Genomic DNA, 15,842 nt, shown 5'->3' on the forward strand with positions numbered 1-15,842 from the left:
CGTTTTTCGGTGTTTTGACTGAAATTGAATGTAAAACAGTGGAATACATGCCAATTTTTACGAACTGACTCGATCAACAGGCACAAAAAAAGCGAGCTACTGCTCGCTTTTTAATTTCGAAGGCTCAACCTTACGATTCTGCAATAGCCGCTTGGTTGTCACCGCCGTTGTAGATCATCAGTGGCTCAGACTCACCATTGATAACAGACTCATCGATAACCACTTTGCTTACGTCTGTCATTGAAGGCAGTTCGTACATGGTATCAAGAAGCACGTTCTCAAGAATTGAGCGAAGACCACGAGCACCTGTTTTACGCTCCATTGCACGCTTCGCAATCGCGTTTAGTGCATCTTCACGGAACTCAAGTTCTACATCTTCAATGTCAAACAAGGCTGCATACTGCTTGGTCAGTGCATTCTTAGGTTGGCTAAGAATTTGAATCAAGGCAGCTTCGTCAAGTTCAGTAAGAGTTGTCGTTACCGGAAGACGACCGATAAACTCTGGGATAAGGCCATATTTAACCAAATCTTCAGGCTCTACTTGCTTGAACATGTCGCTGATGCTCTTGTTCTCGTCTTTAGCGTGGATTTCCGCGCCAAAGCCAATACCAGAACCAGTTTCAACTCGTTGCTCAATCACTTTATCTAGGCCGGCAAATGCACCGCCACAGATAAATAGGATCTTTGAGGTATCAACCTGCAAGAACTCTTGTTGAGGGTGCTTACGACCACCTTGAGGTGGAACAGAAGCGATTGTACCTTCAACCAGTTTAAGTAGTGCCTGCTGAACACCTTCACCTGATACATCACGGGTGATCGATGGGTTTTCAGCCTTACGAGAGATTTTATCAATCTCATCGATGTAAACGATGCCGCGCTCAGCTTTTGCTACGTCATAATCACATTTTTGAAGCAGTTTCTGGATGATGTTTTCTACATCCTCACCCACATAACCGGCTTCAGTTAGTGTTGTAGCGTCCGCCATAGTAAACGGTACGTCTAGGAAACGAGCTAGCGTTTCTGCAAGCAGTGTCTTACCACTACCCGTTGGGCCAATCAGCAAGATGTTACTCTTACCTAGCTCAACACCGTCTGCGGTTTTATCACCGTTACGTAGGCGCTTGTAGTGGTTGTATACAGCTACTGAAAGCACTTTTTTCGCATATTCTTGACCGATTACATAATCGTCAAGATGTTCACGAATATCTCGTGGAGTCGGCAACGCTTCTGACTCTTTCTTCGGCAGAGCCTCTTTGATCTCTTCACGAATAATATCGTTACAAAGATCAACGCACTCGTCACAGATGTAGACGGACGGGCCCGCGATCAACTTGCGAACTTCATGCTGACTTTTACCGCAGAAAGAGCAGTACAAAAGCTTGCCACTCTCTTTGCTTTTATCTGTCATTCGCTAACCTCTTAGCTTTAAACTTTAATCTAATAAAGTTTACATCAAAAAACTTGAACCGACGGGCTTATTTGCCTCGAGACAACACTGAGTCTACTAAGCCGTATTCAACTGACTCGTCTGCAGACATAAAGTTGTCGCGATCGGTATCGCGCTCGATTACTTCCATTGGCTGACCAGTATGTTCAGCAAGAAGTGTGTTTAGTTTCTTTTTGATAGTCAAAATTTCTTGAGCATGAATTTGAATATCAGACGCTTGGCCTTGGAAACCACCTAACGGTTGGTGAATCATCACACGAGAGTTAGGAAGAGCAAAACGCTTACCTGGTGCACCACCTGCTAGCAGGAATGCGCCCATAGAGCACGCTTGGCCCATACATACAGTACTCACATTCGGCTTGATGTACTGCATTGTGTCATAAATAGACATACCTGCAGTTACACTACCACCAGGAGAGTTGATGTATAGGAAAATATCTTTTTCTGGATTTTCTGATTCTAGGAACAACAGCTGGGCCACTACGAGATTGGCCATGTGATCTTCGACTTGTCCAGTCAAGAAAATGATTCGCTCTTTAAGCAAGCGAGAATAGATATCGTAAGAACGCTCGCCACGCGAAGACTGCTCTACCACCATAGGTACGAGTGCATCAACGATCGGCGACATTACATTTTTTTCTTGGTAGCTCATAGTGTTATATCCCTATCCCTAAAATAAATGGCCCGAATGATTATCTCATACGGACCATTATTAGTAGAAGTGTTATTTAAAAGTCAACCTTCTACGTAAACTCAACGCCATTAAGCAGGCTGTTGGTTCATAATTGCATCAAATGACTCTTCTTTATCAGTCACTTGTGCTTTAGCGATGATAGCGTCAATCGCTTGCTCTTCTAGAGCAACGTTGCGCATGTTGTTCATCATTTCTTCGTTGCTTTCGTAGTAAGCAATAACTTCAGATGGATCTTCGTAAGCTGTAGCCATTTCAGTGATAAGAGCTTTAACTTTCTCATCATCTGCTTTTAGCTCTTCAGCTTTGATTACTTCACCTAGAAGAAGACCAACAACTACACGCTTCTTAGCTTGCTCTTCGAATAGTTCACGAGGAAGCTGGTCAGCAGCGTCAGTGTTGCCACCGAAACGTTGTGCAGCTTGCTGGCGAAGAACACCGATCTCTTGCTCGATAAGAGCAGAAGGAACAGTGATGTCGTTTTCTTTAGCAAGACCGTCGATTGCTTGATCTTTGATGCGAGTCTTAACAGCTTGCTTAAGCTCACGCTCCATGTTCTTGCGTACTTCAGCTTTAAGTGCGTCAACACCGCCTTCTACAACACCGAACTTAGCAACGAACTCGTCAGTTAGCTCAGGAAGTTCACGAGCTTCTACTTTGTTCACTTTGATAGAGAACTTCGCGTCTTTACCTTTTAGGTTTTCAGCGTGGTAGTCTTCTGGGAAAGCCACGTCGATTTCGAATTCCATACCAGCAGTCTTACCTGCGATACCGTCTTCAAAACCAGGAATCATGCGACCTTGGCCCATTTCTAGTGGGAAGTTCTCAGCTTTACCGCCTTCAAACTCTTCACCGTCGATAGAACCAGAGAAGTCGATAGTTGCACGCATGCCTTCTTCAGCAGCTGCTTCAACTTCAGTCCAAGTTGCTTGTTGCTTACGTAGAGTTTCGATCATGTTGTCTACGTCAGCGTCTTGAACTTCTACTACTGGCTTCTCAACAGTGATGTTCTCAAGACCTTTAAGTTCGATCTCTGGGAAAACTTCTAGAGTTGCAGTAAATACAAGATCTTGGCCTTCAGCAGTTTCTACTGGTGCGAAAGTTGGTGCACCTGCTGGGTTGATCTTTTCTTTAACGATTGCCTCGATGTAGTGACGCTGCATCACTTCACCCATAACGTCGTTACGTACCGCTTTACCGTACATTTTCGCTACCATTTTCATAGGCACTTTGCCTTTACGGAAGCCGTCAAAACGACGGTTTTTAGCGATGTTACGTAGTTCAGCTGTTACTGCATCTTCAATGTTAGCAGCAGGAACAGTGATAGTTAGACGGCGCTCAAGACCTTCTAGAGTTTCAACAGTAGCTTGCATTATTTTTAAACCTCAACAAAAGCTCAGTTTCCTGAGCATGGCGTCACAGCTCTTATAGAGAGTGACAACATCCTAGTGTGCGCCTCAAAGAGACACCTAAATACAAAAGAGAGTGCCGTTGCTATCAAAGCAACAACGAATCAATTAGCGATATCTTAAGCCAAGACATCTCCAATTAACCTCAGAGTAATAAATTGACGCGACATTCTACCGACATAGACCAGCTGTGTCGAGATGTGCCCCTAAACACTCTTCAATTATGATTGGGAGATAATTTAGAAATCTCACTGAAAGATACAATGGGGGCGGGATTGATAAAATCAACGGTTAAATTTAAAAATGCTCTATAAGTACAAAAAACGAGATCTTGCTCAAGTTTCATCTACTTTACAGATTGTCGTATTGTTACAGGACAGAATTGTCCTATCTTACCGCTGAGAATTCACTATGCTATTTATACTTCTGTCAAAAAGTAATACCTATTGATACATTCGCAATGCGAATCGGTGGATCTTGTGCAACTAACGTCAAGGCTAGAAAAAGCCCTTATCACCTCTGCGATACTGCTTTGTGGAATAGCGGGAACCTATTTCATAGAGAATCAGTACGCCCTTAAACAAAACCAGTTAAAGAGCATCCGCTTTTCTGACGCGCAAAATAAAGTCGCCGAAGTGTCCGCAGAGCTATCTTTATCCTTGCAGAAAAAGATCTATTCAGCCTATACGTTAGCGAACATCATTAGCACTCAACCTAATATCACCAATCAACAGCTGCAAAAAATCAGTCAAAGCTTGCTTAATCACGACAGTCAACTAATGGGCCTTGGGGTCGCTATCGATGACATCATCACCTATGTCTACCCCGAGTTACTTTACGCTGCAGCAATTGGGCGTGACACTACAGAATCCCCTGCGGTTAGAATTCAGATACAAAAGCTAAAAAGTAACCCTCAGACCTTGGCTCAAGGTACTGTGCATAAAGTGGAAGATGCACCCGAATTGTACATATTGCGAAGCCCCATTTACGCAGGAGAAATCGGCAGTCGAACCTACCAAGGGCACATTCTTCTGTTAGTGAACATACAAAAAGTCGTAGAGGACAGTCACTTATTGGATAACGTTTACTCTATTGCAGTTAGGCAAAAGGAAAACCCAGAACAGGTATTTGGTGATCTTCAGGCGCTAGAAAAGCCACTGCTGGTGAATGATGTAGAGATTAACTACGGGGATTGGGAGGTTTTTATCGCCGAAAAGCCTGGCGCCAATCCCGCCTTTTGGTACCTCATAAATCCTGTCAGGTGGTACGGTTATTTAATACTCGGCATTATTCTCGCCATGTTTGCCATCATCTCGACGCTGTATCTGCAAGCTAGACAGCGCTCCATGCAAGATGAATTAACAGGGCTGCCAAATCGTCGTTACTTCATTTACACCCTAAAAAACATCATAGGTAACGCTAAACATTCAGGCACACGATTTTCCGTGTTAAATATAGATCTAGATGGTTTTAAGCAGATCAATGACAGCTACGGTCATGCCAGTGGCGATCTCATACTAAAGCAAGTCGCCAAGCGATTACGCAAAAGTGTCCGCGCTAACGATACGATTGCACGAGTCGGTGGTGACGAATTTCTTATCATTGTTTCTCGAATTAAGAATGAAGAAGAGTTAGCGCAATTAGTACAGTCTATCCAATCTAGAGTTGAGCAAGGCCAATATCTGGTGCAAGGCGCCTTCGTCAATATCAAAGTCAGTATTGGTTATAGTCTGTACCATGATAAAAGCATTACTTTTGATCACTTGCTGTCTGAAGCCGACATTAATATGTACAAAAACAAGGCCCTCAAGCGACAACTTAAGGGCCTACGTAGAGCAGAAATAGAGACGATCAATGCGCTAGATAAAAACAGTAACCATTAGGCCGAATCAGGCTCAGCATATTTGCGCATAATCTCTCGTATTTTAGGCTCTTGCCTCAAAAACAGATCCACCAGCGTTGCATCAAAATGTTTATTCTTTTGCTCATCCAAGAAACGTAATGCCTCTTCTACAGACCACGGCTGTTTGTAAGGGCGAGCAGAAGTTAAAGCATCAAACACATCGGCAATAGCACAAATGCGCCCGACTAAAGGAATATACTCTCCTTCCAAGCCATTTGGATAACCAGTCCCATCCCATTTCTCATGGTGAGTTAAGGCAACTGTGCGGGCCATTTCCATTAGCTTAGAGTCTTCACTGTCACCAAGTATATCCACGCCAATTTGCACATGAGTGCGCATCACCTCCCACTCTTCTGGATCTAATTTTCCTGGCTTCAGTAGGATGCCATCAGGGATGCCTATCTTGCCAATATCATGCATTGGCGCCGCTTCTTTTAATATATCAGCATGCTCATCAGACATACCGCACGACCTCGCAAGAATGTACGCATAATTCGCCATACGTAAAACGTGCATACCGGTTTCATTGTCTTTGTATTCAGCTGCCCTTCCTAGCCTCTTAAGCAGCTCAACATTGGTCTGTTTTATTACTCGCGTTTGTTCTTTTACCTTGAGGTACAACTGCTTATTCTGATTTGATAACGCGAGATGAGTTTCAATTCTTTGCTTGGCTATAGGAGGAACGATGGGTTTTCCTATGTAGTCCACCGCCCCAAGTTGCAAGCCCTTGATTTCATCTTCAGGGGATATCTTGGCGGTAACAAAGATAATAGGAATATGCTGGGTATTACTTTGGCTTTTTAACTGTCGGCATACCTCAAAGCCATCAATTTCAGGCATCATAATATCGAGCAAGATCAGGTCAGGAAGAGGCATTGCCCGTGCGAGCTTTAAGGCTAGCTCACCGTTTGTTGCAATGCGGATTCGATAGTCTTCTTTCAATAGCCCTGCCAACACATCGATATTTTCCGCTGTATCATCCACGATTAATAACAAGGGCTTATCTTGGCTAGATTGAAGATGTGTATTATCAGATTGCATCACGTTCCCTAAGATTTATTCAACTCAAACCAATCGTTCAATGTCTTTAAAGCGGCGTCAAATTGATAGCTCGCCAACGCTGTTTCAATGGTATCAAGCAGTGTTAGTAGCTCTTTTGGCGGAGCCTGCGCTCTCAACGCTTGTACTCTATCAACAGCTTGCAGATCGTAATTCTCTACCAACGACTTAAGCTCACTCATCTGCAACGCTAGCTCTTCATGGCTGTATGCTGGCGAAGGTATCGCTGTATTACTTTGCTCACTATTTTGATTCAATAACTTTAGCGCATGACTATCATGCAGATATTCTTCAATAGCCGTTTCTGTCTCGGTCAATACATGATGAAGACGCTCGACCTGCAATAGTGTTAACTCTGGATTAGTGGATTGCATTTGCTGTTCATAGCGAATACATAATCCCGTCAATACCATTGCCCCTATACTTGCAGAGGTGCCTTTGAGCGTATGGATCTCGCGCTTTGCTGTTTCCCAGTCTTTTGCGTGTAAAGCATTGGCAAAGCTATCAACACGCATCGACGAGTTGGCGAGATACTTTTTAAGTAACTTGGATAGCAACGCTCTATTCTGATTGCAGGTTTGCAATCCTTTTTCCGCCAAGAATAGGTGCTCTTCTTCAAGTTGTTGAGAAACGGCTGTGGCGGTACTCACTGGTGATGTCGTTGTTTCGTCCCTACCGTGATGTTTCTTAGCGGCATTCACCAAAACAGTCATTAAACGAGCAACCTCTATAGGTTTTGCTAGATAATCATCCATCCCCACAGCTGTCGCTTTTTCTTCATCACCGACCATCGCGTTAGCGGTCATCGCCACGATAGGTGTTTGTTTATCAAATTCTCGTATTTGCTCCGTAGCTTGATAACCGCCTAAGACCGGCATCTGAATGTCCATCAAAATAATCGCATAATCTTGCTGCCGAGCCTTTTCTACGGCCAGCATTCCATTCCCAACGACATCGATATCAAGATCAAATGGTTCAAGCAATCCAAGAACGAGCTCTTGATTGAGCTCATTGTCCTCGACGAGGAGAACTCGCATCCCACGCAATAGCGCCTCGTAATTGATATCCTCACTCTCGGCAATATGTTCATCATTCAGGTTCAAACCACTCACCTGAGCTAAGAACTCAAATGGAAGCCAAGGCCTAGGTAAAATTTCAATGCCCAACTCTCTGGCTAAAGTTACCCTATCTTCGTTGGCGCTACTTAAGATCACCCGAGCTATTTGCTTCAATTGCTGCAGTTGTTGCTGGAACGCGACAACATCTTTTGAAAGGGCTATATCCGAGACATAAACGACGGGCTGTTCTTCTTTTGACTCTTTTAAGGCGGTCAACAAGCTAGAAAAGTCATCCGCAATACTGGTAGCAATATCGATATCGACCAATGCATTGTGCAGTGCATTGACGGCCTTTTCAGATGATTCTAATACCCATAAGGACTTGTTGTTAAAATCACTCATGTCATTCAACGCTTGCTGATGGAGCCTGTTCGCATTGGTCGCGACTTTCAGTTCAACCTCAAAGTGAAAGGTACTCCCAATACCTAGCTCACTATCAACCCAAATTCGCCCACCCATTAACTCAATGATCTGCTTACTAATGCTTAAACCAAGTCCTGTACCACCATATTCTCGAGTCGTGGAGGCATCGGCCTGTTGAAATGATTCAAACAGTCTATTGAGTTTATCTGGTGCGATACCGATACCCGTATCTTGCACAGCAAAGTGATAGCAGTAAAACTCTTCGCGCCCTTTGATTGGTTTCGCCTCAAGACTAATAAGAATTTCGCCTTTATCTGTGAATTTGGTGGCGTTGTTGCCCAAATTTATCAACACTTGCGACAACCTAAGCTCATCACCAATCACCATCCTAGGTATAGAGCGATCTATATTGAAGATAAAATCCACGTTCTTTTCAGCAATTCTGAAACTCAATATATTCGCAATATCCCTTAGGGTGTCCTTTAAAGAAAAAGGTCTCTGCTCAAGGTCTAATTTTCCTGATTCAATCTTGGATATGTCCAATATGTCATTGATTATCAATAATAAGGATTGAGCCGACTGATGAACTTTACTGATATAGTTTCGTGCTTTGCTATTCAAGTTACCTTCAAGAGCAAGATACGACATGCCAATAATTGCGTTCATTGGAGTGCGGATCTCGTGGCTCATATTGGCTAAAAAATCACTCTTAGTTTGGTTAGCAATATTGGCTGCCACTATTGCGTCAGCAAGCTCTTTGTTCAGGTTTTTTATCTCTGAAATGTCGTAGCTCCAAAACAAAACGGCAGGAGCATCAAGGTAATCAATTTGATAGTAACTACATAGCGCCGTAAACAAGGTCTCATCTTCACGCTGAAACACCATTTCCCGATCAACGATCTTGCCATGCAAGGCTAATTCTTGATAGACGTTCTCTCTGTCCACGGCGTCAGCATAAATCCGAGAAATAAAGTAACCATAAGAGTCATCACTACTTAACTTAAACTGCTCTAAAGCCCTAGTGTTGGAATATGCAATACGCTCATTTTGCACAATCACTACGGCGATACTGGAAGTATTTAGAATATCGAAAAGTTGGTTTCGACTCGCCAGCACTTCCTTTTGTGCTTCTGTAGTGGCCGCAACTTGCTTTTTAAGTTTTCTATTGGAGAGATAAAACACTAAGAAAACCACAAACGAAAACCCGCTTATCATTAGCATCGTGCGGTAATCTATTTTTTCTACAACACGGCTCGATGCCCAGTTATTGATAATTTTCTGTTTTTCACTCGCACTAATAGAACGAACAGCCTTAGTCACGATTGAACTTAAAATGGGGTCACTCTTGCGCACATGAAACGTAGGCGTCACGGTAAAGTTTAGGCGGTCGACAATCGATAGATTTCGATAAGAGTGTTCATTGAAGATGTAGTTAATCACATAGGTGGTATCAACATAACCATCAATCTTTTCATTTGCCAGCATGTCCAAACCTACCGCAGAGCTCTCCACTAGCACCCATTCTATTTCTGGATAGCTATCCATTAACGTTGGCGTGTTAGAGGCACCGCGCTGTGCACCAACACGCCTCCCTTTCATATTTCCTAAACCGTGCCCGTAATCTAAGCCCGTCCGGCCCGCCACGGCAAGCTGATCAGTAAACAATGGCAATGTCGTATTGTAGTCATAAGACATCGTCCTATTCTCCATAGCCGCTGATACCATGATCACCTGCTGTTGTTCTACAATTTCAACCGTCTCTTGCCATGAGCCTACAAGCAGAGGCTCAAACCTAACGCCAACCTTATTGCTCATATCTTGCAAAATATCGGCAATAATGCCCCTGTACTCTCCATTTTGTACCCCTTCGTAAGGTAACGCTGCAGGATCAATGCCCACAGTTACCACGGGATTTTTCTCAATCCAATTTAACTCCTGCGGTGTTAGGTTCAGTGAGTAGACTTGTAAATTGGATCGTTCGTAAATACTGCGAATGCGCTCATAATCTATCGAGCTGAAATCTTCAAATATGCTCAGCGGGGGAATGTAATTTTGATTGAAAGAGGCACTGTTTTGCAGCTGAGAATAAATGGTCAAAGTCCCAAGGGAAGTCTGCTCAAGGCCATCTCCTTCTATGAGTGGCTTAGATAAGGAAATCAGCCCTTGTCGGCTAAATTGGTCGACTTTCTTCAGATTGCGGCCAGCTTTTATGTAATTCACAACTTGATTGGGGTTATCACCGATTTGAAGAGTGATAGCCTCAAACCCATCAGAAAAGTTAAATGCCTCGAACACCTTTTCAATGAGTTCAACACGATCAACGGAAACCAAATAAGCCACTATTTCCGTCATCAAAGCCCCACTTTGCGCTTTGCCTTGAAAATCAGCGTTTTCATACAATTTTTCGAGACGACGATATTTGGCACTTCTTTTCAGCTTACTCAGTTCAGCATTAAACTTTTCACGTAGTAAGGGATCTCGAAAGGCGATTCTTAGTGGCACATGAAAACGTGTATTGTGTTCATGAGTTGTATTGAGCTTTGATTTACCACCAGCCCTATTTAAATAAACCGACAACTCCCTTGAATCTAACAATAAGTAATCCACTTCGTTAGCTTCCAGGTCATCAATAGCACGTGCTATATCTATGTACCGTTTATCAATATCTCGGTTAAATCTCTTATTTAATAAACCGATAGCCTGAGCAATAACAGCGTCATCCGAGCCTAAAACGCTACCGATTGATTTGTTATAATCATTGAGTTCGACCTTTTCACCTGCACGCGATACCAGGCGGTACTCTTGGGAAAGATAAGGTTCAGAATAAAACAGCCCTTCATTGGCTTGGCTAGCTAGACCGTCATCACTGATAATTTGCGTCGTGACAAAATCCATATCATCACTAACCAACTTCTTCGAATAGTCAAAATTCGGGTCTCCGGGTAACAGTTTTCCATTCTCATACCCCATAGATTCAAACAAGTGCTGCAAAATTGAAAACTCCAACCCAACAGCAGAATCTGATGTAAACATGTAGGGGATTCGATTGAAGTAGGTAAACCCATCGAGTCTATTTTTATAGGGTTCATTGTCGAACCAATGCGCCATAATGTCGTTCTGAATATCATAAGGCATGCTATTCAATGACTTATTAATGATTGAGAGCAATTGCGTTGCCTCTGGGTGCACCGCCATTTGCAATCGCATGCCGTACAGCTCTCTTGTTGGTCGAGCCGGTTTTATATTTTTAAGATGAAGCCCTTTAATCAGCCTTTGGGAGGATACTTTTTCTCCTACATACGCTTTTACTACCCCATTGTTAAGGGCAGTCAGCGCGTCTCGGTCATTATTAAAGTATTGAATATCAAGGTCATAACTTTGTGTCAAAAGATAGCGATCTATGGCGCTTCCTTTAATGACAGCAAGCTTCAATGCGGAGGCATCATTGGGTTCCATTGTACGTACTAAGGCATCGTTAACATTAGTGAATACAAAATAATGGTAAGGAAGGTAAGGTATTGAGTAGTTTAGATTCAGTTTTGACTGTTCAAAGTTGAACGTCATAGGATAAAGATCCAAACTTTCATCTTGAATTCCGCGATAGCCTGCTTCAAGCGAATATATTGGCACTTCGACAAAATCGATATCCGTTGCTTTTTCTATGTACTGCAAATAATCCTTTACGATGCCAGCATATTCACCGCGATTATTTAGAAACAAAAAAGGGTAATGGCTCTCAAAGACCGCCACGTTTACCTTTTGTCCCTCTCTAAGCCAAGCCTGCTCTTCTTCTGTAAATTCAATCTCAGCATAAACCACCGATGAAAATAACGCCCCAATAAATACAGAGAAACACAGCGTTATTGTCTTAATAAATGGCAGGACGGTAGTTTTCAAAAAAGCACCATAGTGTAATCAGGATATCTGCATAACTATAATACAAAAAAACCGCTAACTTACTGAAAGTTAGCGGTTTGACTCATTTATATGGCTAAAAAGCCCAAAAGATTTAATTAAGCGTTGGCTTCACGCTGTGCGATAAACTCAAGAGCAAGCTTAATACGAGCGATAACGCGCTCTTTGCCAATCAACTCCATCACTGCGTCTACAGACGGAGATTGACCGCCACCAGTAACAGCAACGCGAAGCGGCATGCCGATTTTGCCCATGCCGATTTCTAGTTCGTCACATACGGCTTTGATCACGCCTTCTTTGATAGCGTCAGTAGACCAATCTGTCAGTGCTTCAGCCTTAGCTAATGCCAACTCTAGAGGTCCTTTTGCTACACCGCGTAGGTGCTTCTTCGCAGCGCCTGCTTCAAACTCGCTAAAGTCTTCATAGAAGTAGCGAACTTGCTCAGCGAGTTCAACTAGGGTATTGCAACGCTCACCAACTAGTTTGATGACTTCTGTGATTGCAGGACCGTTGTCTGTGTTCAGGTTTTGCTGATCCAAGTGCCATTGTAGGTGCTTAGCCACGTACTCTGGTTCTGAAGTCTTAATGTAGTGGTTATTCAGCCACAACAATTTGTCAGTATTGAACGCAGAAGCTGATTTAGAGATAGCGTTTAGGCTAAAGAACTCAGTCATTTCTTCTTTCGAGAAGATCTCTTGGTCACCATGAGACCAACCTAGGCGAACTAGGTAGTTGTTTAGTGCATTCGGCAAGTAACCTTCATCGCGGTACTGCATTACTGATACAGCGCCATGGCGCTTAGACAGTTTTGCGCCATCATCACCTAGAATCATTGCACAGTGTGCAAAGGTAGGGACTGGAGCATTCAGTGCTTTGTAGATATTGATCTGACGAGGCGTATTGTTGATATGGTCTTCACCGCGGACTACGTGAGTAATACCCATATCCCAGTCATCAACTACAACTACAAAGTTGTATGTTGGCGCGCCATCAGTACGACGAATGATAAGGTCATCCATCTGGTCATTGCCAATCTCAATACGGCCACGGATCTGGTCTTCGAATACCACGCTACCCTCTTTAGGGTTACGGAAACGTACTACGTAATCATCACCGTCTTTAGCTTCTGCATTTGCTGCAACAACTTTAGGGTGATTGGCATCATAGCGAGGTGCTTCTTTGTTTGCTTCTTGTTCAGCACGAATCTCTTCAAGCAACTCTTTTGACGCATAACATTTGTACGCTTTGTCTTCTGCTAGAAGTTGGTCGATACATTCGTTGTAGCGGTCAAATCGTTTAGATTGGAAGTACGGACCCTCATCCCAATCCAGTCCCATCCACTGCATACCTTCAAGGATAGCGTCTACTGCTTCTTGAGAGTTACGTTCTAGGTCGGTGTCTTCGATACGCAGTACAAATTCACCACCTTGATTTTTAGCGTAAAGCCAAGAATAAAGTGCAGTACGTGCACCACCTACGTGCAGGAAGCCAGTTGGGCTTGGGGCAAAACGAGTTTTTACCGTCATTGAATTTACCTTTAACAGTCCAGTCGCTTGGATAAGCGTAAAATTTGTCGCTATTTTAGCACCGAAGTACAAATGTACAACGAGATCCAACTGAAACTAGTTAAAGAGGGGAATATAGAGTGAAATTCAAGATAGTGAAGCGAGGGCGGGGAGTATTTGAAATAACCAATGTAGCTTTGCAGATACTCCCCTAGCTTAGAGTATTCATAATATGAAACTTACTACGCAGATTAGTGAGGCTAGTGAAAATAGAGCGATACGGCTGATAAGACCAAATTCAGAATGTTCAATCATAGATGGGTGATGCATAAGCTTTCCTTGTTTACGTTTAACACCCCTTCAATATGCGCCATCTAACCGCCCTTAACAACACCAATGTTTCATTAATATGACACATTGCAATATTACCTCCAATAAAGTGAGCTACGTCACGCTTTTGCATAGTAATAAGCAGCTGTAATATGCAACCATCAGAAACAAAGAGTAACAAAATCAGTAATTAAAACACCTAAACTCGCCATAAAAAACTTTACGATCACAGTCACAATTTAGTTAGGTATACTAAGAATAAGACTCCATCGGTTGCGAATTACAAAGGAAAACGCAAGCATGACTCAATTAATTGGCCATATCCGCAAGATGACTTCCGCTCTACAGGATGGACAAGTCACCTATCAATTACCATTAGATGATCAGTTACTTGATCTGATGCCCTTAATTGGTAAGCAACTTATTTTGGAGCATTCTGGCAATATCCACTGTCAAGAGTGTGGCAAGAAAACTAAGAAAAGCTATTCACAAGGCTTTTGCTACCCTTGCATGACCAAGCTTGCCAAATGCGATATGTGCATAATGAAACCAGAGACCTGCCATTTTGATCAAGGTACCTGTCGAGAACCGCAATGGGGAGAAGACAATTGTTTTGTCCCTCACTACGTCTATTTGGCCAATACTACGGCCATAAAGGTAGGTATTACTCGCCATACACAAATACCTACGCGCTGGATTGATCAGGGAGCTAACCAAGCCTTGCCGATTTTTAAGGTCAGTTCTCGCCTTCAATCGGGTTTAGTAGAAACTGCATTAAAAGAGTTTATTTCCGATAAAACAAATTGGCGTAACATGCTCAAAGGAAAAGCAGAAAGCATAGATCTAAAGCAAAGGTCACAAGAACTCATTCCTCAAATAGAAGAAAAGCTATCAGAGCTTCAACTTAGATTCGGTGCTGATGCTATTGAGCGCCTAGACGCTGACGTTGTTGAGATTGACTACCCTGTTACCGAATATCCAACCAAGATCAGCTCTTTAAACTTTGATAAAACGCCTCGATTAGGTGGCACTCTACTTGGCATCAAGGGCCAATACTTATACTTCGATACTGGTGTGATCAACCTGCGTAAGTTCACTTCATACGAAATTACAGCCGAGTATTAAAAACAAAAAAGCCGAGCTGACAATCCAGCTCGGCAAATCAAACAATTAACACCCTTCCATGTGCTTTTTGGGCGAAAAAGGTAAACGCCCTATGAGGAAATAAAACTTAGAAACCGTAAGAGGCACCAAATACGAAGGCATTGTTCGTCATGCTGTCACCTTGCGCATTATCAAGACCATTTGCTTGGCTACGGAACTCGAAGTATGGCTGAACGCCGTTACGTGTCCAAGTAGCACGGATCTCGTGATCCATAGTCTCACCTTCAATCATGTAAACGTTGTTGTAGCTTAGAGCAAGATCCATATCGGCAAAGTCATAAGCAATGCGGTTATCCATGCGGTAATCTGTATCAGCATCAGCATCAGTTGCATCAATATGAGCACGGGTACGGTTGCTAATAGAAAGGCCGTTATCAAAGTTATAACCAATCTTAATTAGTGGACGGTATTGAATAGATTCGCCCGCAGAAATCAAATGTTGGTAACCAGCAGCAACCCATAAACCATCGGTAATATTGAATGATTGCTCACCACCAACAGTAATTGCTGGGGTATTATTGCCATCGGTAGGAAGACCACCTGTTTCAGCCGCTGATTGCCCAACAAGCTCACCTAGCTGAATACCATCAAACTCGGTATAAAGAGTCAAGCCACCTAAACTGTTTTCAAAAGTATGTCCCGCTTCTAGCGTCGATGTTGATTTTGAGCCGTGGATACGGCCGTCATCGTGAAACTGAACATTACCCGTCACGTAAGAAGATGCGAATGCTGGAGAAGAAACAGCCAATGCCAGTGCACTTAACCCGATAACTTTTTTCATTTTAATACCTACATTTATCAAACTAGAATTTATTGAGAGCCTTAATTAATAAGCCCTTTTATTGATTTCCTTGGTATCCCTTCTAACACCAAGGACAAATCCTTTTTAGTAGAGCTTCAATTTCAATACTGCTTTGAACATCTACAACGTCTCCATG

Annotated in this window: 9 protein-coding genes; 2 read left to right on the forward strand and 7 right to left on the reverse strand. The window is 42.9% G+C overall.

The features are described 5' to 3' along the window. Nucleotides 1-130: 130 nt before the first annotated feature. The 3 genes from clpX to tig all read right to left on the reverse strand — a co-directional run bounded on the left by clpX (nucleotide 131) and on the right by tig (nucleotide 3,511). Nucleotides 131-1,408: an ATP-dependent protease ATP-binding subunit ClpX gene (clpX, locus tag OCU46_RS10270; protein WP_141272494.1), complete on the reverse strand. Its 1,278-nt coding sequence runs from the start codon at nucleotides 1,406-1,408 to the stop codon at nucleotides 131-133. 67 nt (nucleotides 1,409-1,475) lie between these two features. Continuing rightward, nucleotides 1,476-2,099, reverse strand: coding sequence for an ATP-dependent Clp endopeptidase proteolytic subunit ClpP (gene clpP, locus OCU46_RS10275; protein ID WP_017027461.1), 624 nt, complete (start codon nucleotides 2,097-2,099; stop codon nucleotides 1,476-1,478). Between the two features lie 110 nt (nucleotides 2,100-2,209). After that, nucleotides 2,210-3,511, reverse strand: a complete 1,302-nt coding sequence (gene tig / locus OCU46_RS10280) for a trigger factor (protein WP_141272492.1) — start codon at nucleotides 3,509-3,511, stop codon at nucleotides 2,210-2,212. A gap of 515 nt (nucleotides 3,512-4,026) precedes the next feature. Here tig and OCU46_RS10285 point away from each other — a divergent pair. Next, nucleotides 4,027-5,430, forward strand: a complete 1,404-nt coding sequence (locus tag OCU46_RS10285; RefSeq protein ID WP_141272490.1) for a sensor domain-containing diguanylate cyclase — start codon at nucleotides 4,027-4,029, stop codon at nucleotides 5,428-5,430. On the opposite strand, the gene OCU46_RS10290 is transcribed toward OCU46_RS10285, so the two are convergent. The 3 genes from OCU46_RS10290 to gltX form a co-directional block, all read right to left on the reverse strand. Beyond that, nucleotides 5,427-6,491 carry an HD-GYP domain-containing protein gene (locus OCU46_RS10290; RefSeq protein ID WP_141272488.1) on the reverse strand — a complete coding sequence of 355 codons (1,065 nt, stop codon included), beginning with the start codon at nucleotides 6,489-6,491 and terminating at the stop codon, nucleotides 5,427-5,429. The two genes, OCU46_RS10285 and OCU46_RS10290, sit on opposite strands and share 4 nt — an antisense overlap. Nucleotides 6,492-6,499: 8 nt before the next feature. Continuing rightward, on the reverse strand, nucleotides 6,500-11,887 hold the full coding sequence (locus tag OCU46_RS10295) for an ATP-binding protein (protein ID WP_141272486.1): 5,388 nt from the start codon (nucleotides 11,885-11,887) through the stop codon (nucleotides 6,500-6,502). A 116-nt stretch (nucleotides 11,888-12,003) separates the two neighbouring features. Next, nucleotides 12,004-13,431, reverse strand: coding sequence for a glutamate--tRNA ligase (gene gltX, locus OCU46_RS10300; RefSeq protein WP_141272484.1), 1,428 nt, complete (start codon nucleotides 13,429-13,431; stop codon nucleotides 12,004-12,006). A gap of 609 nt (nucleotides 13,432-14,040) precedes the next feature. On the opposite strand from gltX, the gene OCU46_RS10305 reads away from it, so the two are divergent. Beyond that, complete coding sequence (locus OCU46_RS10305) at nucleotides 14,041-14,865, forward strand: DUF2797 domain-containing protein (RefSeq protein WP_141272482.1); 825 nt, start codon at nucleotides 14,041-14,043, stop codon at nucleotides 14,863-14,865. 106 nt (nucleotides 14,866-14,971) lie between these two features. On the opposite strand, the gene OCU46_RS10310 is transcribed toward OCU46_RS10305, so the two are convergent. Next, complete coding sequence (locus OCU46_RS10310; RefSeq protein WP_141272480.1) at nucleotides 14,972-15,685, reverse strand: oligogalacturonate-specific porin KdgM family protein; 714 nt, start codon at nucleotides 15,683-15,685, stop codon at nucleotides 14,972-14,974. Between the last annotated feature and the right edge of the window lie 157 nt (nucleotides 15,686-15,842).

The organism is Vibrio comitans, assembly GCA_024346835.1.
GTDB classification, from domain to species: Bacteria; Pseudomonadota; Gammaproteobacteria; order Enterobacterales; family Vibrionaceae; genus Vibrio; species Vibrio comitans.